Below are 26,143 nucleotides of genomic sequence, written 5' to 3' on the forward strand. Positions count from 1 at the left end.
AATAAGTTTCAAATTGGATGGATAACAGTTTACTCGTATTATTTAAGTGGTAAGGTAGGCATATCATTGAGTTGACGTAGGAATTACCATGGAATTATCACCTTCAGTTTCAATCGAGCGCACTGAGTCCGGGCTTGAGTATATTTGGGTCAACAGTGCATTGTGCCAAGCGAAGATCTTTTTACAGGGCGCGCAACTGACCGAGTTTACGCCAGCGGGAAAAGGCAATTTAATTTGGGTTTCTGAGGCGGAAGATTACCTTGAAGGCAAACCGGTACGCGGTGGTATTCCAATCTGTTGGCCTTGGTTTGGTGTACATAGCAAAGCGGATTGGCCAATTCATGGGGTTGCTCGCAAGCTACTTTGGCGTGCGCACAGCGTCGAAGAAAAAAGCGATGAAATTACCGTTAAACTCACACTACCGATGACTTTAGTTGAAGCGCAATACTGGCCACACACGTCACAATTAGAGGTCGAGTTTGTGTTATCGGACAAGCTCGAAGTGCGACTGACTAATATCAATACTGGGGATGCACCATTTACGCTAACGCAAGCCCTGCATACGTATTTCCCAACACCGGAGGTCAGCAATACCACGGTTGACGGGTTACAAGGCGCGAAATATATCGAATTTGGTGAAGGTCCATTTGAGCAAACTGAAGTGGTTGGCTTTGCCCGCGAAACCGATATGGTATACACCCAAGCAAGCCCAGTGCAAACCATCAACACGCCTGCGGGCATTATTGAAGTAAAACGTGAAAACTCAACTTCTTGTGTGCTTTGGAACCCATGGATTGAAAAGTCACAGCGTTTAAGCAACTTTAATGATGATGAATACCACAAGATGTTGTGCTTAGAAGCGTGTAACGTAATGGATGATGCCGTGCAACTTGCACCGGGTGAAAGCCATACCCTAAGTACAATCATCCGTTGGTTATAATTTTATATTCGCGGAGCAGACTATGCTCCGCTGAAACCCGATAACAATAAAAATTCTCCCTATGGAAAAGCCCACAATACTGGTTATCGATGATAACGCCGAAGTACGCCTCAGCGCCGTATTCTTTTTAGAAGATCAAGGTTTCAATGTAATTGAGGCGGCAACCTTAGAGCTTGCCAAGCCTCTGCTCACCGCTAAGCAAGTGTCATTAGCCTTGCTCGATATGAACTTCTCCCGAGATACCACTTCAGGCAATGAAGGGCTAGACTTTTTGCGCTGGCTACGTGACTCCAATCTTAATGTGCCTGTGATCTGTATTACCGGTTGGGGAAATGTCGCGTTGGCGGTGTCTGCAATGCAGCTAGGTGCAAGCGACTTTATCGAAAAACCATGGGACAATCAGCAGCTGCTAGAAGCCGTGCAGCAACAACTCAAAATATCATTAAAGCAAGCGAATATCGTAGCAAAACACAGCGAGCGCGGCGCGTTTCAATGGCGCTCTCAGGCGATGCAATCTTTATATAAGCAGCTTGCTAAAGTAGCAAAAACCGATGCTCGGGTGCTACTTACTGGGCCAAGTGGCGCGGGGAAAAGTCATTTAGCTCAGTGGTTACACCAACAATCTAATCGTTCAGCAGGACCTTGGGTTGAGGTGAATATGGGCGCGGTGCCAGAGTCATTATTCGAAAGTGAGATGTTTGGCCACAGCAAAGGGGCGTTTACGGATGCAAAGCAGCATCGTGTTGGTCGTTTTGCAATGGCAAAGCAGGGCACGCTATTTCTGGATGAAGTGGCGACAATTCCACTTCCTTTACAAGCAAAATTACTGCGGGTGTTGGAAAACGGCAGTTATGAAGTTGTGGGTAGCAGTCAGACGCAACAAGCGGATTGCCGGCTTATTTGCGCAACCAACAACAATCTTGACGCCTTAGTGAAAGTCGGTGAGTTCCGAGAAGATTTGTTATATCGCATCAACACGATTGTGATTGAAGTGCCGAGGCTTGCCGAGCGTTTTGGCGATATCGTGCCGTTGGCTGAGTATTTTGTTGCTAAGTTTTGTGCGCAGTATGGTGAGCCAATTCGTGAACTTAGCCCAGCGGTTAAAGCTGCGTTGATTGAACACAATTGGCCTGGCAATGTGCGAGAGTTAAGTCACGTTATGGAGCGTGCCGTGTTAATGGCGGAGGGCTTGCAAATTGAGCTCAGTGATTGCCAACTACGCTTTACCGCTGCACCTAAAGTGACCAGTAATATGCCCAGCAAGACTTTGCAACAAGTGGAGCAAGAAATGGTGGAGCAAGCGATGCAACGCGCTCAAGGTAATGTCGCAGAAGCTGCTAAAATACTTGGGCTCACGGCTTCTTCTCTTTATCGACGTTTGGAAAAGTATGGCCTTAAAACATCTGGCTAGCGCCGAGTGGCGGCTTGGGGCCTACTGTACGCTGTTAACCATTAGCTGTACGGTTGTACTGACTTTGCTGCTTCTGCAACTACAGCTTGAGGTGATGTGGGTTGCCGTCGTATCGGTGAGTGTGTTGGGGTTATTGGGCGGGTTACAAAAAATACTGTTGTCTCACCTTAAACGCATTGCCATGCGTGCTAATTGGCAGCTAGAAGCGATTGCACAAAGTGACTTTACGCAAACCATTAAGCCACATTATACAGCGGGCGTGGTGGCTGAATTTGAACAGCGCTTACTGGCATTGAGTGCACAGCTGCACAGTCAAAAGCGCCGTTATCATAGTCAGCAGTTTATCATTTATCAGCTAATAGACAGCCTTAATACCCCTATTATGATGTTTGACGATAAGCTCAAACTTGCCTACGCCAATGGTGCATTTGAGTCGCTTTATCATCGCCCTTGGTTAGAGTGTAAGGGAATAAGCGCGGCTCAGTTTGGGCTTGTGCAACAAGATAATCACTGGCATTTTGCAGATACAGCGCAGCAATCTCGGTGGCAGCTGCAAAGCAGTGAATTCTTTCAAGAGGGTAAGCAGTTTTCTTTACTGGTTGCACTCGATATCACGAAGGCATTACGTAAAAAGGAGCTGGCTGCTTGGCAACATTTAATCCGAGTAATAAGCCATGAGATCCATAATAGTTTGACGCCTGTTAGCTCCCTAGCGCAAACCTTGTTGGCAAGAGCGAAGGACGAAAAAGAGCAGCATGCGCTAAGTGTAATAGGTCAGCGTTGCCAGCATTTACAACAATTTGTGAGCCAATACGCCAAGGTTACGCAAACCCCAAGGCTAGACAGGGAGTCGGTTTCCATCATGCTGTTACTATCCTCTGTTGCTGCGCTATTTGAGGATACCGACATCCAAGTAAATTGCACCGTGCATACGCTCAACCTTGATAAAGCTTTAATAGAGCAAGTACTGATTAACTTAGTTAAAAATGCTATTGAGGCCAGTGGTGAAAATGCCAAGTTGATGCTACATGCTTATTATCAGCAGCAACAAGCGGTGATTGACGTACGAGACAATGGCCCGGGCTTTGCCAACCTTGAGAACATGCTTACTCCTTTCTATTCCACCAAAGAAGGTGGGCAGGGAATAGGTTTAACCTTTAGTCGCACCATTGTGGAGTTACATGATGGGCAACTTAGTTGTCACAACACGGGCTCAGGAGGATTAATAAAAATTACTTTTCCTTGTTGATAATAATTATCATTAGCATATAATTAAAGCTCCTTCAAAACCTTGGCAAGGAGCTACCATGTTAGTCACTTATCTGTTGGCCAGCGGCTTTATTTTTATGGCGTATACCTACTCCAAATCATTTAAATCACATGCGCATACCAAGGCAAAGCTAGCGGTGTTATTGAGCGCGGGTTTAATCGCCACGGCAAAATGGCAGGCGGGGTTGAGCTCAACCGTGGTATTTTTTGTCTTTGCAGTGTCTCTTGCGATACTTAGCCTGTTTATCACCCTTGCACAGCCACAAAAGCACTGAAAAATTACGTGCATATAGAGCAACGCACATCTTGCTTGCCTCAAGATAGACGTTTTAAGGTATAACGTAGGCAAGAAATTGTTACTAAAAAGCACACTTTTTCTTTACATCTCTTGTTAAGCTAGCGCAACCGGATTTATTTAGGAAAGGTAATGCGAGCGCTACTGATAATTTTTGTTGCTTTTACTAGCTTTGGTTTACAGGCTAAGTGGCAAACCATCAAAACCGAAAACTTTAATGTGCATTATCCCCAGCCGCTTCAGCAATGGGCGTATTCTGCAGCAAATGAGCTGGAGGTGGTGCGAGATAAAGTGCTGGCACAACAAGGTAGAGCCTTGAGTGAACGTGCTGATGTGATTATTTACGATCCAGAAAATGCGGCCAATGGCTTTGCATTACCCAGCACAGATAAACCAATGATGGCACTGCAAGCGACGCCGCCTCAAGCTGATTCCGTCATCGCAAATAACACCAGTTGGCAGCAGTTGCTCATTTTGCACGAATATATTCATCTCGTTCATCTATCACAGCCGAGCCGTAATCAATGGCGACAACATCTCAGAGATTGGCACGATATTACTGACTTGCTCGATGCGGTATTACCGCGCTGGGTCAGCGAAGGCTATGCTACCTTGCTGGAGTCTAGATTAACGGGACGAGGACGTTTATACGATAACTACAGTGAGAGCATTGTGCGTTATTACGCGCAGCAAGGCGCATTACCGACCTATAGCGCTTTAGATAATGGCGACAAGTCTTACCTTTCCAATTCTATGGCGTACTTAGTCGGTGTACGTTTTCTAGCATGGCTTGAGGATAATTATGGTGCACAGACGTTAGATGCCGTGTGGACAAGAGTGCAGGCGGTGGAATCTCGCAGTTTTGAAACCGCATTTAGTGGGGCTTTTGGAGCGCCAGCCAGCCAGTTATATCGTCGCTTTATTGTTGAATATAGCTATCAGGCTATGCAGCAAGAGCTAGCCTTGGTTCCGACACAGAGTGAGCTTTGGCAGCGGTTCGCGTATGCTGCTCGAGATATCGCGTTCTCTCCGGATGGCAGTCAATTTTTGGTGGTAGAGCAAAACCGTAAACGCCAAGTCACACTCAATATCTACGAAAACAAAGAAAATGTAGAAGTTATAGAGCAATTTAATAAGCGCAATGAAGCAATACTAAATGCCGATCCTAAAGATATTGTGGATATCGCACCTGAAGTCTTTCCAAAAAAGCGACTTGCACAGCTTGATGCACATAATTTTGCTGGTATCTATTACCCCCAGTGGCTGAATACCGACGACATTTACTTCGTTGCAAAAACGCCGACTGCAGACGACACCTTTATTAATGATTTGTTTGTATGGAAAGTTGGTACTGGAAAACCTAAGCAACTAACCAAAGGCGCGGGTATTCGTCGCTTTAGTATTGTTGATGCCAATACCGTTATTGCGGAGGTGTCTCGTTTGGGTTACTCACAGCTAGTGACCATAGAGTTGGACTCAGGAAAGCAAACTGTAATTACCACAAGTAAGCTTGGGGATGTCTATGACTTTCCAGTGCTCTCTAAGGAAAACGCGACATTAGCCTATGTACATGTTGCACCTAACAAACGCTGGCAACTTGTTGTTAAAGATCTTAGCCACGATACAACTAAAATTGTTTATTTACCCAAGTCACATCAATACCTTTCGGGGTTAACTTGGTCTCATGATGATGACAAGCTGTACTTTATTTCTGGAGTTGCAGGCCACTTAGCGGTAATGCGTTATGATGTGACGAGTAGAATACTTGAGACCTTACCTGCGAGTGCTAAACCGCTTGAGCAAATTATTACTTATTCACAGCAGATACTGGTGAGCTATGCGACCCCTGAGGGTGTTAAGGTTAACAAAATAATTGCTCCGGCTTGGCGCACCGTAAGCGTGCTAGAGCAAGTGGATGAGGCGGAGCGAAAAGAGCTGCACCCCCACCAATTACCTGTGGCTAAGATAGATCAAACCGCGCAGCCCAGTTCTGATTATTCTGTGTTCGAACAGTCTTATTCTGTTGCCTTATCTGGCGCATTTAATAGCGCCTCTTTTGATAGTTTGGGCGTGGCATTAAAAGGGCAGGATGTGCTGCGCCGACTTGCTTGGCAGTTTGGAGCCGAGAAAAGTATCAATAATGGCGCGTTGATGGGCGCATTTGCCCAACTTGAATATCGTCATGAAAACTGGAAAACGACGTTTGATGCTGGATATCAAGAGCTAGAAGCGGATAAGCAGCCTCACTCGCCACAAACAAATACCTCGAATGAAAGTAGTTTTAAGCAATTTTCCTTGTCATCTAGCTATCGTTTTGGTGACGCATTGAATTACCTTGCTCCCGAATTGGGTGTTATTCGTGTGCAACATAGTGAAAAAACATGGAGCGGTGGGCGTTATGGCTTTAACGCTCGTACATTATGGGATACGCAGCAGCATGGTGTAGTACTGCAAACCTCTGCAGCTCAGTGGTTAGGTGAATTAGATGGATTTGATTACCAGGTGAGCCTGTTTGCTAAAGCATGGCAAATTCCATTCTATGCATCGGTCGATAGCCGCTACAGCAGCGAATTGCCACTAGCTGTGGGTGGTGGAGCGCTTACCAGCACTAGTATTAGTAATGGTTTACACACCGTTAGCGAACCTATGTTGCCACATCTATTTGCAACGGGAAGCCGCTATTTAGGCTATGAATTTGCAACTTCATGGCAGCAGGGAAAACCTAAGTTATTTTATAAGCAGCATCAGTTAGATGGAGAAGTGATTGGACAAAATTACGGTATTAAGATGCGCTTACCTTTGTCTCGAGTGATATTAGGCAAGGCCACTGATTTTGCTCCTGCAGGATTAACCGATCTACAGTTTAGTGCTGGAGTGGGCCGCGTAGAGGGGCATAATTTGACGAATGAAAACCGTGTTTGGTTTAGTGTTTGGTATGAGTTGTAGGTGAGCGCTGCGGACTGCTATCAAATAAAAGCGGGGGCTAGCCCCGCATATTATTTGGTGTGTAATGCAGCGCTGAGATTAATTATGGTTCGCTATAATTTGTAAGCCTGAGTACGCATTGTATCCGCGGATCATCACCCAATAACGACCAGCTCCTTCATTTAGGGAACAAGATTCGTTGTTACCATAACGGTAAGGGCGGCAAGTCCAATTACTGGTGGTGGGCTCTGCACCTTTTAGTACGTACATATCAGCATCACCAGTGCCACCGCTAGTGTTAAATGTCACTGTATTCACGCCTGCAGGGGCATCATAATAGAAGAAGGTTTCACTGCCTCTAGCACCCGCAAGTCCCGTTTTGGCAACTCCCTTGATAAGCTTTTGCTCTTCACCTGGTAGCGTCACGGCAACTTGCTGTGTTGTGGATGCCGTATCACCATTACTATCTGTGACGGTGAGTTCTACGGTATAGCTGCCAGAGTTTGTGAAGCTATGTGAAGTTTGCGCGCCTGAAGCGGATGCGCCGTCACCAAACTGCCAGCTGTGTTGTGTAATAGAGCCATTTGGTGAGCTAGAGCCTGAACCATCGAAGCTGCAGCTTAAGTCATTACAGCTGTAAGTAAATAACGCAACGGGCAATGGATCGGTAGTGCCGTTATCCCCAACGGGAATTTGGCCACCAAAGTGACTAGAAACCTGAGGCCAAATTAAGCTGATTTTAGCGCCTTTATTGGTACAGCCACCTAAATGGTGTAGCGCAACAACATTATTAGTTGAGGCTGCAAGTACTGGTGAACCTGAAGAGCCACCAATGGTGTCGCAGTAATAGCCTATATCTGTGCCTGTACCTCGACCATTCGCTGTTGCTTGGTTAACAGAGCATAGTCCATTGGTGTCTTGATCAGACTCAATCGACAGCTCTTTAGGGTTACCTGAACCATGCTGAGGGATGTAAATACGCTCGCCCTGTGATGGGTTTCGCACATCTAAACCAAAGTAACCAAACGGCTGGGCCTTAGCGAAATCATTGATAGTAAACAGCGTATAATCTAGTGTGTAATCTGTTTTAAGGAAGTCTTTACCTGTGACCTTTACCACAGTCTCGCGCTGGCTACCGTTACAGCTCGTACTTTGATAGTTAAACCATACCTCGGTATTCGCCAGCTCCGATGCCGATCCTACGCAGTGATTATTGGTAAACATGCGGTTATCCGCGCCTACACGCCAACCCGTACATAAACCACTGCCGTTCATAAGTAGTCTGGCGACAGGACGTGAACGCTCGAATTCGACCGGGTGTGATTGTGCCCAGCACTGCACGTCTTTACGCTCCATTGCGCCACAGGTCGACATGGGGGTAACATCGGTCAAGCTCTCAACAGTTGCTTGCCCTTCAGTACCATGATAGTAAAAATCGATTTCAGGCGTTTTGCCTAGATTACCCTGACCCGGGGTATATTCAATGATAACTTTATCAGCAGAGACTGACATAGCAGAAAATTGTTTAACGCCGTCATCACCGAGATTTGGATCAACTGTTGCAGCGCTTAGATTTGCTTGGGTATATTCATAGCGCTCACCACTGTCTTCTGAGCGAACTACGAGTTTACCGCCGCCTGCAAGATTGAGGTTTTTAAAATGTAGTTTGATGTAGCTTGCACCTGGGTGTGAAACCGTTTGCACAATAGTTTGCGTAGACGTTGAAGTGCTTGTAGCACTATTTTGAGTAATAAGTGGAAGGTTGAGGTCATACCTTTTACCAATCATTGCTTTGCTAGCTTTGCTGGTATATTCCATCATCTGAGCTTCAGTTAATGGCGCTTGTGCCATCGCGATACCAGATGCTAAACCTAATGCTGTGACAAGAATGTGTCGTTTCATTGTTATTCCTTTTGAGTGTGTGGTTTTCCAACTTGAAATAAATAAGTTGGGCGTCGCTCAATACTCAGGTTTCGGTGCACTGTAGAGCACAGCTAATTTGAGTATGTTTTTTGAACATCCACACACCAAAATAGAAACAATAATGCTTTTTGTAAAGTTTTATTTATATTGTTTTAACATAGATTTTACTTAATTAATGCCATATCGGCTGGGAGCGGGACGTCCCATGCTGCCGCGTTTCAAGTGTACTTATTTTTATACGGTTGTATTTGAGCATTGCCAAGAGGTGGAAAATAGATTCTATAGGTTATGTTGTATTTTTATGTTTAGCTCTTAAAATGCGCGCCTTCAAAAATAAAAACCTTAAAAATCATTATTTTACAATGTATCTTTAAGGGGTTTACAGCACCTTAACTTAGCAACAATTTAGACATTTGGAGTTGGCATTGAGCGAATATTTACCGATCGTTTCTTCTTTCGTTTTGGTTTTAAGCTTTGTTCCTTTGATTAGGAAGATCCGTAAAAATCGCAGTGTATCAGGTGTCTCACTGTTAATGATGAGTTTTGGTGTTGCACAAAGCTCTTATTTTATTGCCTATAACATTTTCTTTGAACGCTTTTTCATGGTGCTGCCTTTCGCGATTACCGGTTCTTTAAGCGCACTTATTTTATATTATTTTATTCGGTACAACGCAAGCTCGAAGCAACGCAATCAATTAGCACTCTTGCTTGGTTTGTCGACGCTTCCACTTGTGCTTTTATTGGTTAAGGACATCGAAGCTGCTGCGTTGCTAAATGCGTTAACTTACTTAGGACTAGTGATGAGTTCAATTCGAGTGATGCCACAAACCTATAAAACGATTAAAAGCGGTGATGTTTCTAACTTAAGCGCAAGATATTTCTCGCTACAGTTTTTAGCGGGAGGAATTGGGTTGGCTGCGGAGCTAAGTCTTGGCCATGTTAGCGTAGCTCATGTGCTGATGTTTGTGATGATTTTACTGACTAATGCCGCACAGTTAGGTTGTATTCAGTACTATCGTTCTAAACCTGCTTTAGCTTAGCGATATAGACAGACAAAATAAGGGCTAGCAAATTACTAGCCCTTAAAGTTTTCATTCATTTCACTCGTATCATACAAGAATTGTTGAGTTACGCTTCTAACGCTTTTGTGAGCAGACGATCGATATACGCTTTATGTGGCTTAGTGGCCTGAACGGCACCCTAAGCTGTGCTTGTATCCAAAATACTCTGCAGCTGGAATAACGCAGCGGCTTTTGCCAAATCGCCGTGTTTGCTTGCCTTTTTGTCATCCACACGCTTTCAAGGAGGCACTTGTGTGGTGACCCACTTAGAAATAGCTTATCCGCTTTGAATAAAATTCTACCATCTTCGACCTTTTCTATTTCGATACTGGCGAGAACTGCTTCACTGATGTTGGCATCGCTTACGTTGGCGATGGTTTTTTCTTCTTCTTTGTTCTGTTTAGCAAAGCTTGTAGTGGGTGCGAGGGCAACACCTAATACCATTTTTTTCATGATGTTGACTCGGTGTACCCAAAACAACTGAACCTGTCAGAAGCTCAAGGCAAAACGAGTGTAACAACAGATAAGTTGTACTCACCGCAGTTACTCTCCGATCCCGGAGTGGGTATTCCGATTTCGAAATATAAGCTAGATCTTTCAACTTAAAATCCATTAAGTAATTGAAAATTAAAGTTATTTAAAGTTGGCATTAATCTCGCTATTAATGTTTGGTCAGTGAGGAGGGGAAATGGATCTAGTCAAACCAGCGAAGCCAAAAAAGACCACACATTATATTGTGGTTGCCTGTTTAATGGTGGTGATAGTTTTTTATCTGCTGTGGCAACAATGGACATCTCATACTAGTGTGATGCGCACAGAGATACTGGTAGCAGAGGTGAAACAAGGGCCGCTTACTTTGTCAGTGGATAGCTTTGGGGAATTACGTAGTGCCGAGCAGTTTTTATTAAACGCGCAAAGCGCGGCTATCGTTAAAACTATTCACCATAAAGCGGGTGCAATTGTGCATAAAGGCGACGTGATCGCCGAGCTTGTGAGCCCAGATCTTACGTTACAAGTTCAGCAAGCCAAACAAGCTTTGCGACAGTCGCGGGCCATAAAAGAGCAACTGTTACTGACTCAGCAAAGAGAGCTGCTAAATGAGCGAACACAGCTGATGCAAAAACAAGGTGCGCTTAAAACCTTAGTATTGCGTCACCGCGCGGAACAAAATCTCGCACAACAAGGCATTATTTCCGCACTGAATTTTGCCCAAACTGAAACCAGCTTGAGTACCTTGCAACATGAAATAACTCTACTAGAGCAGCAAACTGAACAGTTGCAAGCACTGCATGGTTCGGCCCTTACTCTTGCCAACGAGGAAATTAATATTCGTGAGCAAGAACTCAATAACTTACTAGAAAAGCAGCAACAATTAGAGGTTAGGGCTAGTACTTCAGGGATCCTTGAGCGCATGCCTTTAGCGCTTGGGCAGCAACTTAATATTGGCGATGAGATGGCATTAATCGGCTCTAACCAGTCGTTGATGGCGGTATTATCTGTGCCGCAGTCCCAAGTGCGTTGGGTTGAAACAGGCCAAGACGTTATGGTGAAGATGCAGGCCAATATCATAAAAGGTAAAGTACTCCGAGTTGACCCTGTGGTGACAAACAATAGTGTGGAAGTTGAGGTGAGTTTACCAAATACACTACCAAAGCAGGCACGCTCGCAGCTGAGTATCTCCGCCAGTATTGCCATTAAGCACCTTACCAATGCCACTTATGTTCAGCGTCCCGCCAATGCTAAAGACAATCAAACACAGACTTTCTTTGCGCTGACTAGTGATGAAACCGCAAAGCCAGTGGAAATCACCTTTGGTGCTTCAACTGGGAAATATATTGTTATAAATTCTGGCGTTGAAGCCGGGAGACGATTAATCATTTCTGATCTAGCCTATCTTGCTAGTCTAGATGAGACAATCTTATTAAAGTAGGAATATCAAAATGATAGTGCTTAAAAATATTAATAAAGTGTTCGAAACCGAAGAGCTACAAACACATGCACTGAGAAATATTTCACTGGAAATAGCAAAAGGCGATTTTATTTCGATCTCTGGTCCCTCTGGTTGTGGTAAATCTACTTTATTATCCATCATTGGTTTAATTGACCAAGCAACAAGTGGTAGTTATACGATTGGTGCTCATGATGTGACAACGCTGACGCTTGATCAAGCTGCTGAGCTTCGTAATGAACACATTGGGTTTGTCTTTCAGGCTTTTAATCTCATTGATGAAATTTCGGTATTCGATAATGTCGCTTTACCCCTAAAGTACCGTCCTGAGAAGTTGAGTAAGGCAGAAGTAAAGCTGCGAGTCGAGTCTTGTTTACAAAAGGTTGGGCTGTCGCATCGCGTTCAACACAAGCCTAATCAGTTATCAGGCGGGCAGCAGCAACGTGTCGCCATTGCTCGTGCTTTGGTGACCGATCCAAGCATTTTACTGGTAGATGAACCAACTGGTAACTTAGATTCGAAAAGTGGCGATCAGGTAATGCAATTGATTGCTGAATTGCATCAGCAAGGCACTACCGTTTGTATGGTGACGCACGATCCTCGTTATGCCGATATGGCTCCAAGGCAGGTGAAGTTGTTTGATGGCGAGCTGTTAGGTACCGTCGCTTCTGCTCCACCTGTTAGTTTACGCGCATAGAGAGGGTGTCATGCAAGTGTTCAACTTAGGCCGAGTAAATATCTATCATGTTAGTGTTGTGACTACGCTGAGCTGCGTATTCGTTGTGATGCTTGTCGCAATGGGGATGTTACATAGCTTGTATTTCTCACCTTTGCCGTATTCAAACGCAGAACGTATTGTAAAGCTTGAATACCCAATGTTTGATGAAAATGGCAACGAGAGCAGCGAAGCCTTTAACTACCCATCATTAATGCATTTATACGAGCATAAACCTGTGACAATGGAGCAGTTGGCTATGGTGCATTATGCTGAGCAATTGCTAACTTCGGATGCCGATGCACCACAGGTTGAATCGGCTTATGTCTCGCCCGAGTGGTTTAGTATTTTTGATATGCCGCTTGCGATGGGCCGGGTTGTTACTGAACCCGTAAATGAGAGCAGCCCTGTCGCTGTGCTTAGCTATCAAGCTTGGCAAAGTCACTTCAATGGTGACCCCGATATTTTAAATAAAACGCTGCGTCTGGATGAGCGAGAGTTTACAATTGTCGGTGTCGCAGCAGAGCAATTTTATGAGCCCAACTTAAAAAAGCTCACACACAACACTGCGGTTTGGCTACCTTGGCAATATAACCTAACTTTAGAGGAAGCAAAGCCGTACTGGTGGAACCGCTACGCGGTTAATTTGATGGTGGGTAAACTGGCTACAGGTGTGAAGCATGCACAAGTTAGCCTCTCACTTTCCAACGAAATGAACACACTTTGGCGCAGCAAAGTGAGCGACAGTGAGTACTTTGCGAAATGGCATATTGGCATTCGCGCGGTGCCGTTAAAATCAATTATACTCGGTAAATCCCCCTTATTGTTGTTTGGGGTGTTTGTGGTATCGCTTGGCTTACTTGGTATAGCGCTATTAAATATTAGTAATTTATATCTTGCAAGGCTCAGCCAGATCCAGCGCAGGTTGGCAATTCAAGCGGTGGTGGGAGCAAAAATAAGAGATATTGCGCTGATGCAATGGTTACCATTGCTAGCACTTTGCTCAGTATCACTCGTGGTTGCAATTGGCGCGTCTTATGTTATTTGCCAATGGCTACAGACAGAACTCGTTGGACTGTTGCCGCAAGCGCAGCTGATAGCATTAACTTGGCAAAGTGTGCTCGCATTAGCACTGGTCGCTTTATTGGCGAGCTGGTTATTGTTGCTAGGTGGAATGTCAGCAATACGCTTTCGTCACTTAACGCAAATGCTAAAACAAAGTGGCAAGGGCACAGCTGTTGTTATGAGTTCGCGAGTGCAACGGATCATGGCAGTGAGTCAGTTAAGTATCTCTATTATCTTGATATTCTTTTGCTTTAATGTTGGTGTTTCTGCCATATCTCATCTCAACAATGCTTATGCAGTAGATCTCAAGAATAAATACGAAGTCACGCTTTATGCTCCTGATACAATGCCGAGAGACGAGTACGAAGAGATAATGCGTCAAGCCAGTGAGGTTTTAGCAAATACTGCAGAAGTAATTGCGGTAAGTCGAAGTCGCTCACCTATTGGACAGAGTGTTGACACTTGGTCATTGCAAGAGGTTGAGACGCTCAAACGAGTGCACCCTGTTGGTCGAGTAGTGGATAGTAGCTATCTCGAATTTTTCTCTTTGCCATTACTACAAGGGCAGTTTTTCGATAGTGAAGCAGTGCGTCGAGGCGATCAGCAGCTAATTATCAATAAAACTTTTGCTGAGCAGCTAGGTGGAGAGGAAAAGGCGCTAGGCAAACGCTTGAGTTTTGACATTACAGACGAAGATGCGGCATTTGAAGTTATTGGTGTTGTGGCCGATTTAGCTGTGCCGGGTGAGCCCGTATTACCCTATGTTTATCGAGCAGTACAAGGCAATAGGACAGCGTTAATAAAGACTCAGCAGCCGGTTACTAAATCCCATTTCGCCGAGCTGCTAGCTCAGGTTCATCCTGCATTGAAAATCTTTAGTTTTAAATCACTTGCAGCGCAGCGTGAGCAATACCTGTTGACTGATACTTTGGTCACCTACGGGGCACTATTTATACTTGCACTGGCGTTGCTGCTGGTTGTTGTTGGTTTAATCGGCGTGTTCCGATATAGCCAGTCACTTAAAGTTGTCCATTATGGTACAAAGATGGTTATGGGTGCCAAACACAGCGATCTAACTCAAGAGGATCTTATCACCCACTTTAAGCACATAGGTATCGCGTTAATTATCGCCCTGATGGGCTGTTTATTATTATCGCCGTACTTTCAGCAAACATTTAATGTGGCAGAGTTTTCGGTTGCGGCTGCGGGGATAGTGTTGGTGTCGAGTGTGTGTTTATACTTTTCACTGCAACAAATACTGCGCAGACCACTCAATGCGTTGATCAATCCTTCTGAGTTAGAGAAGTGATAAGTATGACATTATGGCGTACGTTATTGGGGCGGCTTTGGCATAGTCTTCGACAAAATCTGATGTTAGTTGCGTTATTGGGCAGCGCTTTCGCCGCGATGCTAATGAGTATTGGCTTATCATGGCAGGCTTATCAGCCGCTACCTTATCCGCAAAGCGATAAACTCTTTTGGCTACAGGGTGATATGTTAGATGAACATGACAAGACGATCATGGAAAATGCGATTTCCACACCCGTTGCTTGGCAGTTAGCTCAAGACAAACAGTTGTTTGATAAAGCCTCCGCGGTATTTTATAGCCATAGCTTATTGCGTGGCTCAGTGGTTGAGCCAAGGGTCGAGACAACTTATGTCAGTGATGATTTCTTTTCACTCTTTGATATTACTTTAAAGGAAGGGCGGTGGTTTTCCCAAAGTGATGTTCTTGGTACAGCACCTAATGAAATTGTTGTGACAGAGTGCTTTGTGCAGCAACATTTTCCTGATGAAAACATGATAGAACAGAGCGTTCAACTTGATGAGCGTCGTTATACCGTGGTGGGAGTGGCCGCGTGCGACGAGTCCGAACCGCAATTATATCAATCTAACCGGATGAGTGAGGTATTTTTGCCATTCGCCCTTATGATGGGTGACAGTATTACGGGTATGGATCATTTGGCGGTAAGAAGCGACTTATTTCTTGTAGGTCGTATAAAGCAAGGCAATGTAAAGGCGCAATTAACGCTTTTACAAACACAGTTTCAAGCTGCATTTGAGCAAGCTCAGTTAGAACAAGCGATATCTGGTCGTGCGACGCTCAAATTTTCGTTGTTACCACTTGCAGATAAACTAAAAGGGCAGCTAAGAACAACGACGCAATGGTTAGCATTTGCAGGCGTTGGGCTACTTATCATTACCTTAGTGAATGCATTTTCACTCTACTTGTTAGATTTTAAATCCAAACAAAACCAGCTGGCGCTGGCGATTGTACTCGGTGCTAAGCGCGGCAATCTGCAACTAGAGCAGTGGTGTTATATCGCCTTAATTTTTTTATTTGCGTCATTGTTTGCCATAGGGATAGCGAAAGCTGGCGTTTGGCTAATGCAGTTTTGGGCAAAGGAGGCTTTAGCACACGTAGTTTGGCTAACGTTGCCTTGGTGGAGCTTCTTGTTGGTGGTTGTCTTTGCTCAACTCTGTGCACTGGTGTTTGTAAAACTTGCAATGTCTCAGGTGTCATTTAAGGATATTCGTAGTCAATTAAGTGGCGCAGGAAAAGGACAGGTCAAACAATTACCTAAGTCAATGAGTCAAGCCTTACTCGGATTGCAAATTGGTGTGGGTATAGTCACAATGAGCTTTGCATTTTGGCTATTGAGTTACTTTGGTGGGCAGCTAAATACATCAAGTGGTTTTAACTCAAATAACCTTTATTTTGTTGAGTTACAGCAAAGTAACTACGAACGCAGCTCAGATGCTATTCAAGCAAGATATAATCAAGCGATGATAAATTTGTCGGCGCTTAGACAACACCCAAGTGTCGAGAGTGCTGCTCTGGCTGGCGTATTACCTCATGAGTTTGTATTTCTGGAGTCGCTGAGCCTAGTTGATGATGGCAGCGACTCAGTCGTCGCTTATTTACAGCTCAGTGGGCCAAGTTACTTTAGCACTTCAGGCCAAAGATTTATTGCTGGTGGCGGATTCTCTGAGGATGACTTAGCTATCAATAGTTCGGGAAAAAAAGTGGTGCTCAATCAGCTTTTAGCACAGCGCCTTGGCGTGACTGCGGCAGATATCGGCATGACCATCTACGACAAAAACCAGCGCCCTATTACCCTTGTGGGCATTGTTGAAAATACCTTCAGCCATACCTCCCAAGCACAAGCCTTGGCTTATCTACCTTTTAATTTTATTAGTGGAAATATTTTGGTGCGAGCCAAAGCGGGGGAGAAATTAGACTTGCATACGATTACTGCTTTGTACAAACAGCAAAACCCAAGCCAATCGATCTTAAAGCTCGTTGATATCAAGTTGCGGATGCAGCAACTCAATAAAACAGCCATGCTGAGCTTTTTAGCAGGGCTGGTGATCGCACTGATGATGTTAATACAAGTAGTTGCAGGTATGTATGGTTTGCTCGGTTATCTTGCGATATTGAGTGCGCCAATTTTTAATATCAAACGTCTAGTCGGCGCTAAGACTATTGATATTTTGATAGAGCAATGCCAAAACCGAGTATCTCTTATCGCGGTGGCTGTTGTTATTGCCGTGTGCTTCTCTCTAGTGATAGCGAGTATATTTGGCATTTTGAGTGGGCAGCTTGGGATCTATTTATTGCTGGCCGTCGTATTAATAGGGAGTTTTATTTTAGCGCTTGAGTTTCATCATGTAGCAAAGCAGATCTAGGCGATGATTGTGACAAAAAATCAAAGAAGTTGTTATGTATCTTGCAAAAGCCATACTTGAAAAGGTCTTTATATATCAATCTCGTAAATGTTTAATTGTTTGAAATTACTTAATAATTTTTGATGCTTTAGCGTGACTATAAATAGATGTTCTACAGGTGTAACAGATTCTTACAAATGTCACATCCGAGAACGCAATAAACTTGCTACTATACGGTCAGAAAATTATCAATAGGTATTGTCATGCAAGCTAAAATTCTAAAATGGATTCTACCCTTTACCGTGCTTATAGTGGGTGTTGTTGGATTTAAGGTCATCAATGCAGTGGCTAAAAGTGAACCAGAGAAGCAGGAAGTCGATTCTCGCCCTGTTGTTGAAGTTGAAACAATCACTGCGCAAGATCACCAAGTGGTGATCCAAAGTTATGGCGAAGTAAAACCGCTAGAGAGCACGCAGCTTTCTATTCAGGTCTCGGGCGAGGTTGAATACTGGCACCCTAACTTTGTCGAAGGTGGGCTGGTACAAAAAGGCGAGGTGCTGCTTCGCATTGAGCAAGATAACTACGAAGCTGCATTGCTCCAAGCGGAAGCTGAACTTGCAAGGGCTGAAGCGCAGCTTATTGAAGAGCAAGCTCAAGCTGACGTTGCTGCTGATGAAGCAAGAAGGTTTCCAAATAAAAAGCACACCGACCTATTTTTGCGTAAACCGCAAGTCATGAGTGCCAAAGCCTCAGTAAAATCTGCAAAAGCCGCATTACAGCGTGCAAAACGAGATCTAGAAAACTGTGAAGTGATTGCACCTTACAATGCGTTGGTAGTGAAAAAAGACGTTGGTCTTGGCCAGTTCGTTTCCATGGGTAGCTCTGTCGGTACTGTCAATAACATCGAAACTGCAGAAGTCATTATTCCTATCGCGGGTTTTGATTCTGTTTTTCTACCTGAGCGAGTGTCAGGGCTTGCTGCCACGGTTTATCAGCGTGGCGTGAATGCTTTTACTCGTGAAGCGGTAATTGATAGAGACCTAGGTACTGTTGACCAACAAACTCGCATGAACAACCTAGTGGTACGTATTAACGACCCGTACGGTCTCACAACGCGTCAGCCAGCGATAAAATATGGTACGTATGTACAAGTTAGCTTTGCGGGTAAAACGTTAAAACAAATCTACCGCCTACCTCAAGATATCGTGAATAATCAGTCGGTTTGGTTGCTTAATCAAGATAACCAGCTTGAGCCACGTAAAGTGCAAGTTATCCGCGAAGAGGGGGAGTTCTTCCTAATTGGTGATGGCATCACAAGTCGCGATAAAGTGGTCATGACGCCACCAGAATACCCACAAAAAGGCATGGAAGTTAAAGTTGCTGGCACGGACTCGTCATCAAAGCCAAGTAGTCAGCCGGAAAAGCTGTAACAGCAAGGAGCGACCATGAGTGATATAGAAAAAACATCGCAGCGCGGTATTATCGCCTATTTTGCGAATAATACGGTAGCAGCGAACTTGTTGATGGTCTTCATACTGATAATGGGTTTTATCAGTTATATGACTATCCAAAGACAAATGTTTCCAAACTTTGAGATCAATTATGTGACGGTGTCAGCCGTATATCCTGGCGCGTCTCCTCAAGAAATTGAAGAGGGGATCTTGATCAAAATTGAAGAAGCATTAAAAGACGTTACAGAAATCAAAAAAGGGGTTTACCGTGCCGCTAGAGGCAGCGGTAGTGCGCAACTTGAAATCTATAAAGATGAAGACTTAACGGAAGTCGAAGATAAAATTCGCTCGCGTGTGAATAGTATCGCGACCTTCCCAGCGTCCATGGAGCCTGTGCAGGTTCAGCTTATAGAGTTTCGTCAAGACGTAGTGAACATTGCGCTTGCAGGTAATCTACCGTTGAATGCGCTCAAGCCAATTGCTAAAGAAATTGAGGATGAGTTACTAGAAATTCCGGTGATATCACTGGTTGACCGCTCCACCCCTGACTACGAGATTGGTATTGAAGTAGATCCAGATGCTCTGCGACGTTACAACCTAACCATTAATGATGTGAGCAATGCAATTAGACGTTATTCGACCAACATTTCAGCAGGTCAGATAAGGACGGAATCAGGCATTATTGCCGTGCGTGTTGAAAACCAAATGTACCGCGGTAATGAGTTTAGAAACATCCCTGTTAAGGTCGGCGATAACGGCGCGAAAATTTACCTTCAAGACATTGCAGAAATCAAAGATGGCCTAACTGAAGGTGAATACTATTTTCGTTTGAACGGTGAAAATGCGGTATTTTTAGCGGTTAAAGCGACCAAAGACCAAAACATGATCCCTATCGCTCAGGCGGTACATCAGTATATCGAAAAGAAAAATGCTGAATTACCAGCAGGCTTAAGATTAGAACCAATCGTTGATATGACGTACTACCTAAATGCTCGACTCGAAATGATGAAGAGCAATATGATCCAAGGTGCGTTACTGGTTGCCATCATGCTAACTATTTTCCTGCGTTTTAAACTCGCGCTTTGGGTAATGATTGGTCTGCCTGTTTGTTTCCTTGGCGCGTTCTTGTTTATGCCCGCACTTGGAATCAGCATTAATATTGTATCGCTGTTCGCCTTTATCATGGTGCTTGGGATCGTGGTAGACGATGCCATTGTCATAGGGGAAGCCGCTTACTCCGAAATTGAACGTAAAGGTCACAGTGTTAAAAATGTAGTGATCGGCGCTAAGCGTGTTGCAACGCCAGCAACCTTTGGTGTATTAACAACCATTGCGGTGTTTGCACCTATGTTGTTCTCATCAGGTCCAGAGAGCGCATTCTTTAAGTCAATTTCGGGCGTTATCATCTTATGTCTGGTGTTTAGTTTGATTGAATCAAAATGGATTTTACCAGCGCATATTGCCCACACTAAGATTAAACCACTGCGCCCAAACAGTCGTCGAGCTGCATTTAACAAGAAGTTCTTCGCCTTTGTTAATGGACCATACAGACGCTTTATTCAGCGCTGTGTCGAATGGCGATGGACGGTGTTTTTAAGCTTTGTAGCAATGTTGATATTTAGCTTAAGTTTGGTGACCTCTAATCTTGTACGTTTTATTCCTTTCCCCAAGGTGCCAGAGGACTATCCGAGAATTGAAGTTACTATGAACGATAATGTTTCGGATGAGCAAACCATTGCGGCAATGCAGTCGATCGAGTTAATGATGCACCATGTTGATAAAAACATTATGCAAGAATTCGGTCAAGGCATGATTAAGGATATATATTCTTGGAACGAAAGTCGCACGAAGGGCTTGGTATTATCAACGCTTGTTGATGAAGATTTAAGACCGTTTACCGCTTTTGAACTTGCGCGTCGTTGGCGTGAAGCAATGCCAGAGATCACTGCGGTGAAGTCAATCATTGTGTATGACAGTGTTGGCAATGAGGGCGGCGGTGAAGGCGAGTTTGGCTATCGCTTATTAGGCTCAGATATCGAGACTCTGAATGCGGCGGGCAGACAGCTTATTTCTATGCTTCAACAGCAACCTGGGTTATTTGATATCAGCTCGAGTATTGACCCTGCGAGTAAAGAAATGCAGATTGCGCTCAAACCAGTGGCGTATGAGCTAGGTTTGCAACTGGCTGATGTTGCTATTCAGGTTGGTAATAGCTTCTACGGTGGTGAAGCGCAGCGGGTTATTCGTGATGGTGAAGAGATCAAAGTGATGGTGCGTTATCCTGAACTAGATCGTAAAGCCTTGGCTTCACTTAAGCGTACTATCATCACTACGCCAAAAGGCAAAGAAGTGATGCTAGGCGACGTCGTAGAGTTTACCGAGAAACCGGGTATCAATTATATTCGTCGTGAAGATGGCTTTAGAACGGTATACGTATACGGTAGCATCGATGAAGAGCTGATTGAACCTGATGTGGTGGTTAAGAATATTGAAGAAAATATCTTACCAGAACTACTTAAGCAGTTCCCAGGCGTAAAAACTAAGCTGGGTGGTAGTGTGGAAGAGCGCCAAGCACAAACCAGTGAGCAGATCTTATTCTTTGCAGCTGGTATGTTGATGGTTTATATCTTATTGGCTGTACCGCTCAAGAGCTATGCGCAACCGCTTATCGTGATGTCAGTAATCCCATTTAGCTTAGTCGGTGCGCTATGGGGTCACTTAGTGTTTGGCTTAGATATGAGTACTATGTCTATGTTCGGGTTAGTAGCCGCAGCAGGTGTTGTGATTAATGACTCCTTGGTAATGACGGACTATATCAACCAAGCACGTGCCGAAGGCGTTAAGCTTAAAGAGGCGGTTATTGAAGCGGGCTGTGCACGCTTTAGGGCAATCACGCTAACCTCTATTACGACGTTTGCTGGTGTCATGCCAATCATCTTTGAAACAAGCCTACAAGCAAGGTTTGTTATTCCGATGGCGGTATCACTTGGATTTGCCGTGTTATTCGCAACGCTTATCACGCTTGTGTTAGTGCCAGCCCTATACATTATCTTAACCGATGTGCAGGGGGCAGGTTCACGCTTAAAAGCGAAGATCAGACGCAAGCCTAAGTCTGACGATAATCAATTAGAGGAAGCGGAAGCCTAGAAACTCCCGTTTACACTAAACAATGCAAAGGTCGCGCAATCATGTTCGGCCTTTTTCTTTGCGCGCTGGTGTGGCACTTGAATCATGATACACTGGTGAAAAATAACGAATTTAGGATGACTACTTGGTGATGGAAAAAACTCAACCGCTAGCCAGAAAGCAGCCGAAATCCTTGCTGCATCATAATCATGAGCGTATCGATAACTACTACTGGATGCGTGATGACGAGCGTAAAAATGCCGACGTATTGGCACATCTAAAAGCAGAGAATGATTACTGTGAAGCGCAAATGGCGCCTCACCAAGCGCTGCAAACCCAGCTGTTTGAAGAAATGAAAGGTCGTATTGTAAAAGACGATAGCTCGGTGCCTGCAAAAGATGGCAACTATTGGTATGTAAGTGAAGTGAGTGGTGATGATGAATATGCTAAGTATTATCGCGCATCACAAGAAGATTTGACGGATAAAAAGCTACTGTTAGACATTAATCAGTTAGCCGCTGGCAACGAGTTTTACGACATCGGTGATATTACCGTAAGCCCAGATGAGCAATTGCTTGCCTATAGTGAAGATACCGATGGGCGTCGAATTTACACCATCAAGTTTCTTGATTTAAACACCAATACATTACTACAAGACGTGCTGTATAACACGGAAGGTCAGGTAATTTGGGCGAACGACAATAAAACCGTATTTTATGTCAAAAAAGACGAGCAAACGTTGCTCGGCTTCCAAGTGTATCGCCATGTGTTGGGAACGCCACAAAGCGATGATATTTTGGTGTTTGAAGAGCAAGATCGCCAATTTTATATGGGATTGGGTAAAAGTCGTGACGAAAGCGCTATTTATATCTATCTTGCAGCGACGGAAACGAGCGATCAGTTAATACTGGATGCAAATGATCCTTGCGGTGAGTTTAGCACCCTTATTCCAAGAGAAATTGGCCATGAATATGGTCTTGAAAAAATGGGAGAGTTCTTTTACATCCTGAGTAATAAGAATGCTAAAAACTTCCGTTTAATGCGTGCAACAGCGGCAACTATTGGTGATGTTGAGCAGTGGGAAGAGTTAGTTGCCCATCGCGACCATGTACTATTAGAAGGCTTGGAGCTGTTCAATAGTCACTTTGTGCTGACAGAGCGTGAACAAGGGCAGATCCGTTTTGTGGTTCATGATTATCAAGGGCAGAGCTATCACCTTGGATTTGATGATGCTTGTTATTTTGCCACGGTTGGAAATAACCCTGAGCCAAGTTCAAGTAATATTCGTATTCACTACTCGAGTATGACAACTCCCAGCTCAGTGTACGATTGTGATTTAACTACAGGTAAGAAAACGCTTAAAAAGCAGCAGCAGGTGTTAGGCGATTTTAAGCCAGAATATTATCACTCTGAACGTTTGCATATTACCGCAAGAGATGGCGTTAAAGTCCCTGTATCTTTGGTGTATCGCAAAGATAAGTTTAACCAAGACGGTAGCAATCCATTATTGCAGTATGGTTATGGTTCTTATGGTATTACTATCGATCCTAACTTCTCTAGTCAAATTCTAAGCCTGTTAGATAGAGGATTTGTATACGCGATTGCGCATATTCGGGGTTCTGAGATGCTTGGCCGTGAATGGTATGAGCACGGCAAAAAAGCCCATAAGCAAAATACCTTCAACGACTTTATTGATGTTACCAAAGCCCTAGTTGAACAGGGCTACGGCCATAAAGACAAAGTGTTTGCATCAGGTGGAAGTGCAGGCGGCCTGTTAATGGGTGCAATTGCAAACCAAGCTCCAGAGCTGTATTTAGGGTTAGGCTGCCATGTGCCTTTCTTGGATGTGTTAACTACCATGTTGGATGAGTCAATCCCATTGACCACCAACGAGTATGATGAATGGGGTAATCCGAATAATGAAGCGGACTACCAGACTATTTTAGCATATTCACCGTATGACAATATTGAAGCCAAAGCCTATCCAAATATTCTTGTGACCACAGGTCTGCATGACTCGCAAGTGCAGTATTGGGAGCCCATGAAGTGGGTTGCTAAGCTTAGAGAATATAAAACGGATGATAACGTACTGATTTTTAAAACCGACTTGGAAGCGGGTCACGGTGGGGCGTCAGGCAGGTTTAAAAGCCTGCATGAAAGAGCGCTAGAAATGGCATTCTTTATCAGCTTGTTGGATGGTAGGTCGGAGCTTTAGCTCGACTCGCACATCCCAGCTTTGGCTTGATAACAACGTTATATAAGCTCGCGAGGTGAACTCGCTCCTACCAAGGGAGAACCAAGGTAGGATCTGGCTCTGCTTGTAGGTCGTAGCTTTAGCTCGACTCGTACATCCCTGCTTTGGCTTGATAACAACGTTATAAAAGCTCGCGAGGTGAACTCGCTCCTACCAGAGGAAACCTAGGTAGGAGTTGGCCCAGCTTGTAGGTCGGAGCTTTAGCTCGATAACAACGTGGTAAAAGCTCGCGAGGTAAACTAGCCCCTACTCGGAAAACCCGCGTAGGGGCAAGCTATCTTAGTTTAAATACGCTTTAAGCATCCACACCAACTTTTCTTGCTCTTTGATGTAATCACTCATTAGCGCAGCTGTCCCTTCATCTTCGGCTTCGCCCGCCTGCGCTAGAATCTCACGCTGCATAGAAATAAGCGTTGTGTAGCCATCAAGCAAAGTTTCTAGTGCTTGCGTACCATTGCTGATCCCTTTTGCTTCTTGAATTTTGCTGGTTTCCAAATAATCAGAAAACGCATGCAATGGGTTGCCTTCAATCGTCAAAATACGCTCTGCGATTTCGTCTACCTTCTCAAGTAATAGCGTATAAATTTCTTCAAATTTTAGGTGTAGTTCAAAAAACTCACGACCTTTGATGTTCCAGTGAAAACCACGGGCATTCATATATTGAATTTGGTAGCTACTTAGTAGCGTATTAAGTGACGTTACCAGTGCTTGGCTCTTTGCTTTGTCTAAACCGATAGAATTAATGTTTGTCATGCGATGCTCCTTGTTGATTCACAGTCAGTATGGCGCAACCTTAGGTGATTGCCCAATGATTAAAATCAAAGCGTTTAATCGGAAAAATCAATGGTTAAAATCAAAACATATCAAATATTAATACAAGATGACGTTGGGATGAGCGCGTTAAAAAACAAGATGAAACCCCAAAAAGCGCTCAAAAATAACAAGGTGACATGAATACTTGGCAGGAATAAAGCTTGCCAACTTTTACCAAAATCTTACCTGAGCGCGTAGTTTTTGATCTAAGACAAGTGTTTAATCACGTTCGTATTTTGGCGGTTTGAAACCTTGATTTAGGTCAAAATATCACCGCACTGTAAGCGCATAATCATCTCATCAAGACACAAAAAACGCGGTGTCTACTACTTGAGGAAATGAGTATGAAAGGCAAAACACAATCAGAACATAAAATGGAACTCGTCGTCGTTGTTATCGCTCTAGTAGCATTTGTTGTTGGGCTAGTGGGTCACTTAGCTGGCGCAAGTATCGCAAACTCAGACACCTTTGGTTATATCGCTGCACCAGTGCCGCTAGTAGTTGGTTTGATCGCTGTGATTGCTTACAAAGTGGCTGCAAGCGCAGAGCACTAAGGCCTCTCTAACAGCTCGCAGATATAGTCCATTACCGCACGGGAATATATTAAGCTGGTATGGCTGAGATGAAATACTTTGTGCTCGGCCATGCCACTGAGCTTGGTTTCTTCTAACAACACAGTACCATCCGACTGGCTACCTTTTTGTAGTAGTGGCATTAGTCCAATGGGTAAGTCGCCTGCAATACTGTAAAGCTTGGCGTCGAAAGGCCAATCTTGATTGTTAGATAATAAAAATTCCACACTGTTCTTTAACAGTAGCTCCAGTCCTTTGTCGTGCATATGCTTGGCAATGGCACTGCCTTTATGTGGTGTCCCCAAGGTCACCACTTTTTTTACTTGCTTGCTCGTTGCAGAACCTCGCTCTAAATACGCCCTTGCAACTAAGCCCCCCATGGAGTGGCAAACGAGTGCGGCAGGGCGGTCGCCAACAAAAGTATCAATAGCGGCGCAAATCTCATCAATGTTTGGCGTTAACGTGTTATAGCTTAAATTGAGAATACGGTAGCCTGATTTACCTAAGCGAGCGCTAAGCGGCCGCATCACAAACCCAGACATGTACAAGCCATGTAGCACTACAATGCTTTCGATTTTGGCGCTCACGGTAATATTGAGTGGAATAGGAGAGTGGTTCATGCCGCCTCTTTAAACTTGAATACTTCTAAGCCTTGTGCGAGTGTACCACCCTCACTTGAATACTTGATGTATGAATCAAGTCAAAT

18 protein-coding genes are annotated in these 26,143 nt (G+C 44.3%); 14 read left to right on the forward strand and 4 right to left on the reverse strand.

Translation table 11 applies throughout. The features are described 5' to 3' along the window. The first annotated feature begins 88 nt into the window (after positions 1-88). The 5 genes from DRB05_RS12805 (at position 89) to DRB05_RS12825 (ending at position 6,861) form a co-directional block, all read left to right on the forward strand. Complete coding sequence (locus DRB05_RS12805) at positions 89-940, forward strand: D-hexose-6-phosphate mutarotase (protein ID WP_128727294.1); 852 nt, start codon at positions 89-91, stop codon at positions 938-940. A 61-nt stretch (positions 941-1,001) separates the two neighbouring features. Further along, entirely contained in the window at positions 1,002-2,351 is a 1,350-nt protein-coding gene (locus DRB05_RS12810; protein ID WP_128727295.1) for a sigma-54 dependent transcriptional regulator, read from the forward strand. Next, positions 2,329-3,600, forward strand: a complete 1,272-nt coding sequence (locus tag DRB05_RS12815; RefSeq protein ID WP_128727296.1) for an ATP-binding protein — start codon at positions 2,329-2,331, stop codon at positions 3,598-3,600. The genes DRB05_RS12810 and DRB05_RS12815 overlap by 23 nt, the downstream gene beginning before the upstream one ends. Positions 3,601-3,658: 58 nt before the next feature. Continuing rightward, positions 3,659-3,895 carry a hypothetical protein gene (locus DRB05_RS12820; RefSeq protein ID WP_128727297.1) on the forward strand — a complete coding sequence of 79 codons (237 nt, stop codon included), beginning with the start codon at positions 3,659-3,661 and terminating at the stop codon, positions 3,893-3,895. A gap of 152 nt (positions 3,896-4,047) precedes the next feature. After that, complete coding sequence (locus tag DRB05_RS12825) at positions 4,048-6,861, forward strand: hypothetical protein (RefSeq protein WP_128727298.1); 2,814 nt, start codon at positions 4,048-4,050, stop codon at positions 6,859-6,861. A gap of 78 nt (positions 6,862-6,939) precedes the next feature. On the opposite strand, the gene DRB05_RS12830 is transcribed toward DRB05_RS12825, so the two are convergent. Next, on the reverse strand, positions 6,940-8,742 hold the full coding sequence (locus DRB05_RS12830) for a PKD domain-containing protein (protein WP_128727299.1): 1,803 nt from the start codon (positions 8,740-8,742) through the stop codon (positions 6,940-6,942). 446 nt (positions 8,743-9,188) lie between these two features. On the opposite strand from DRB05_RS12830, the gene DRB05_RS12835 reads away from it, so the two are divergent. After that, complete coding sequence (locus DRB05_RS12835) at positions 9,189-9,803, forward strand: PQ-loop repeat-containing protein (RefSeq protein ID WP_128727300.1); 615 nt, start codon at positions 9,189-9,191, stop codon at positions 9,801-9,803. 96 nt (positions 9,804-9,899) lie between these two features. Here DRB05_RS12835 and DRB05_RS22700 read toward each other — a convergent pair whose 3' ends face one another. Continuing rightward, the gene (locus tag DRB05_RS22700; protein WP_162499749.1) at positions 9,900-10,277 is read right to left on the reverse strand and encodes a hypothetical protein; all 378 of its coding nucleotides are present in this window, start codon (positions 10,275-10,277) and stop codon (positions 9,900-9,902) included. A 235-nt stretch (positions 10,278-10,512) separates the two neighbouring features. Here DRB05_RS22700 and DRB05_RS12840 point away from each other — a divergent pair, with 235 nt between their 5' ends. The 7 genes from DRB05_RS12840 (at position 10,513) to DRB05_RS12870 (ending at position 24,013) form a co-directional block, all read left to right on the forward strand. Beyond that, complete coding sequence (locus tag DRB05_RS12840) at positions 10,513-11,754, forward strand: HlyD family efflux transporter periplasmic adaptor subunit (protein ID WP_128727301.1); 1,242 nt, start codon at positions 10,513-10,515, stop codon at positions 11,752-11,754. 10 nt (positions 11,755-11,764) lie between these two features. Continuing rightward, positions 11,765-12,469, forward strand: coding sequence for an ABC transporter ATP-binding protein (locus tag DRB05_RS12845; protein WP_128727302.1), 705 nt, complete (start codon positions 11,765-11,767; stop codon positions 12,467-12,469). A gap of 10 nt (positions 12,470-12,479) precedes the next feature. Next, positions 12,480-14,861 carry an ABC transporter permease gene (locus DRB05_RS12850; protein ID WP_128727303.1) on the forward strand — a complete coding sequence of 794 codons (2,382 nt, stop codon included), beginning with the start codon at positions 12,480-12,482 and terminating at the stop codon, positions 14,859-14,861. 5 nt (positions 14,862-14,866) lie between these two features. After that, on the forward strand, positions 14,867-17,242 hold the full coding sequence (locus DRB05_RS12855; protein ID WP_162847789.1) for an ABC transporter permease: 2,376 nt from the start codon (positions 14,867-14,869) through the stop codon (positions 17,240-17,242). A 242-nt stretch (positions 17,243-17,484) separates the two neighbouring features. Then, positions 17,485-18,651 carry an efflux RND transporter periplasmic adaptor subunit gene (locus tag DRB05_RS12860; RefSeq protein ID WP_128727304.1) on the forward strand — a complete coding sequence of 389 codons (1,167 nt, stop codon included), beginning with the start codon at positions 17,485-17,487 and terminating at the stop codon, positions 18,649-18,651. Positions 18,652-18,666: 15 nt separating this feature from the next. Beyond that, positions 18,667-21,819, forward strand: coding sequence for an efflux RND transporter permease subunit (locus DRB05_RS12865; protein ID WP_128727305.1), 3,153 nt, complete (start codon positions 18,667-18,669; stop codon positions 21,817-21,819). 130 nt (positions 21,820-21,949) lie between these two features. Continuing rightward, on the forward strand, positions 21,950-24,013 hold the full coding sequence (locus DRB05_RS12870) for a S9 family peptidase (RefSeq protein ID WP_128727306.1): 2,064 nt from the start codon (positions 21,950-21,952) through the stop codon (positions 24,011-24,013). Positions 24,014-24,331: 318 nt separating this feature from the next. Here DRB05_RS12870 and DRB05_RS12875 read toward each other — a convergent pair whose 3' ends face one another. Beyond that, positions 24,332-24,805 carry a Dps family protein gene (locus DRB05_RS12875; RefSeq protein WP_010376518.1) on the reverse strand — a complete coding sequence of 158 codons (474 nt, stop codon included), beginning with the start codon at positions 24,803-24,805 and terminating at the stop codon, positions 24,332-24,334. 404 nt (positions 24,806-25,209) lie between these two features. Between DRB05_RS12875 and DRB05_RS12880 the strand changes: the two genes are divergently transcribed. Continuing rightward, entirely contained in the window at positions 25,210-25,419 is a 210-nt protein-coding gene (locus DRB05_RS12880) for a hypothetical protein (RefSeq protein WP_128727307.1), read from the forward strand. On the opposite strand, the gene DRB05_RS12885 is transcribed toward DRB05_RS12880, so the two are convergent. Next, positions 25,416-26,057: an alpha/beta fold hydrolase gene (locus tag DRB05_RS12885; protein WP_128727308.1), complete on the reverse strand. Its 642-nt coding sequence runs from the start codon at positions 26,055-26,057 to the stop codon at positions 25,416-25,418. The two genes, DRB05_RS12880 and DRB05_RS12885, sit on opposite strands and share 4 nt — an antisense overlap. Positions 26,058-26,143 lie beyond the last annotated feature (86 nt).

Origin of the sequence: Pseudoalteromonas sp. A757 (genome assembly GCF_004103285.1) — a bacterium.
In the GTDB taxonomy this organism is placed as follows: domain Bacteria; phylum Pseudomonadota; class Gammaproteobacteria; order Enterobacterales; family Alteromonadaceae; genus Pseudoalteromonas; species Pseudoalteromonas galatheae.

Bases quoted from the DNA above. Each gene is read 5' to 3' on its own strand.
- DRB05_RS12865 (WP_128727305.1), top strand. From the start codon at position 18,667: ATGAGTGATATAGAAAAAACATCGCAGCGCGGTATTATCGCCTATTTT.
- DRB05_RS12815 (WP_128727296.1), top strand. From the start codon at position 2,329: ATGGCCTTAAAACATCTGGCTAGCGCCGAGTGGCGGCTTGGGGCCTAC.
- DRB05_RS12845 (WP_128727302.1), top strand. From the start codon at position 11,765: ATGATAGTGCTTAAAAATATTAATAAAGTGTTCGAAACCGAAGAGCTA.
- DRB05_RS12820 (WP_128727297.1), top strand. From the start codon at position 3,659: ATGTTAGTCACTTATCTGTTGGCCAGCGGCTTTATTTTTATGGCGTAT.
- DRB05_RS12870 (WP_128727306.1), top strand. From the start codon at position 21,950: ATGGAAAAAACTCAACCGCTAGCCAGAAAGCAGCCGAAATCCTTGCTG.
- DRB05_RS22700 (WP_162499749.1), bottom strand. From the start codon at position 10,277: ATGAAAAAAATGGTATTAGGTGTTGCCCTCGCACCCACTACAAGCTTT.
- DRB05_RS12880 (WP_128727307.1), top strand. From the start codon at position 25,210: ATGAAAGGCAAAACACAATCAGAACATAAAATGGAACTCGTCGTCGTT.
- DRB05_RS12885 (WP_128727308.1), bottom strand. From the start codon at position 26,057: ATGAACCACTCTCCTATTCCACTCAATATTACCGTGAGCGCCAAAATC.
- DRB05_RS12875 (WP_010376518.1), bottom strand. From the start codon at position 24,805: ATGACAAACATTAATTCTATCGGTTTAGACAAAGCAAAGAGCCAAGCA.
- DRB05_RS12825 (WP_128727298.1), top strand. From the start codon at position 4,048: ATGCGAGCGCTACTGATAATTTTTGTTGCTTTTACTAGCTTTGGTTTA.
- DRB05_RS12830 (WP_128727299.1), bottom strand. From the start codon at position 8,742: ATGAAACGACACATTCTTGTCACAGCATTAGGTTTAGCATCTGGTATC.
- DRB05_RS12850 (WP_128727303.1), top strand. From the start codon at position 12,480: ATGCAAGTGTTCAACTTAGGCCGAGTAAATATCTATCATGTTAGTGTT.
- DRB05_RS12805 (WP_128727294.1), top strand. From the start codon at position 89: ATGGAATTATCACCTTCAGTTTCAATCGAGCGCACTGAGTCCGGGCTT.
- DRB05_RS12840 (WP_128727301.1), top strand. From the start codon at position 10,513: ATGGATCTAGTCAAACCAGCGAAGCCAAAAAAGACCACACATTATATT.
- DRB05_RS12860 (WP_128727304.1), top strand. From the start codon at position 17,485: ATGCAAGCTAAAATTCTAAAATGGATTCTACCCTTTACCGTGCTTATA.
- DRB05_RS12855 (WP_162847789.1), top strand. From the start codon at position 14,867: ATGACATTATGGCGTACGTTATTGGGGCGGCTTTGGCATAGTCTTCGA.
- DRB05_RS12810 (WP_128727295.1), top strand. From the start codon at position 1,002: ATGGAAAAGCCCACAATACTGGTTATCGATGATAACGCCGAAGTACGC.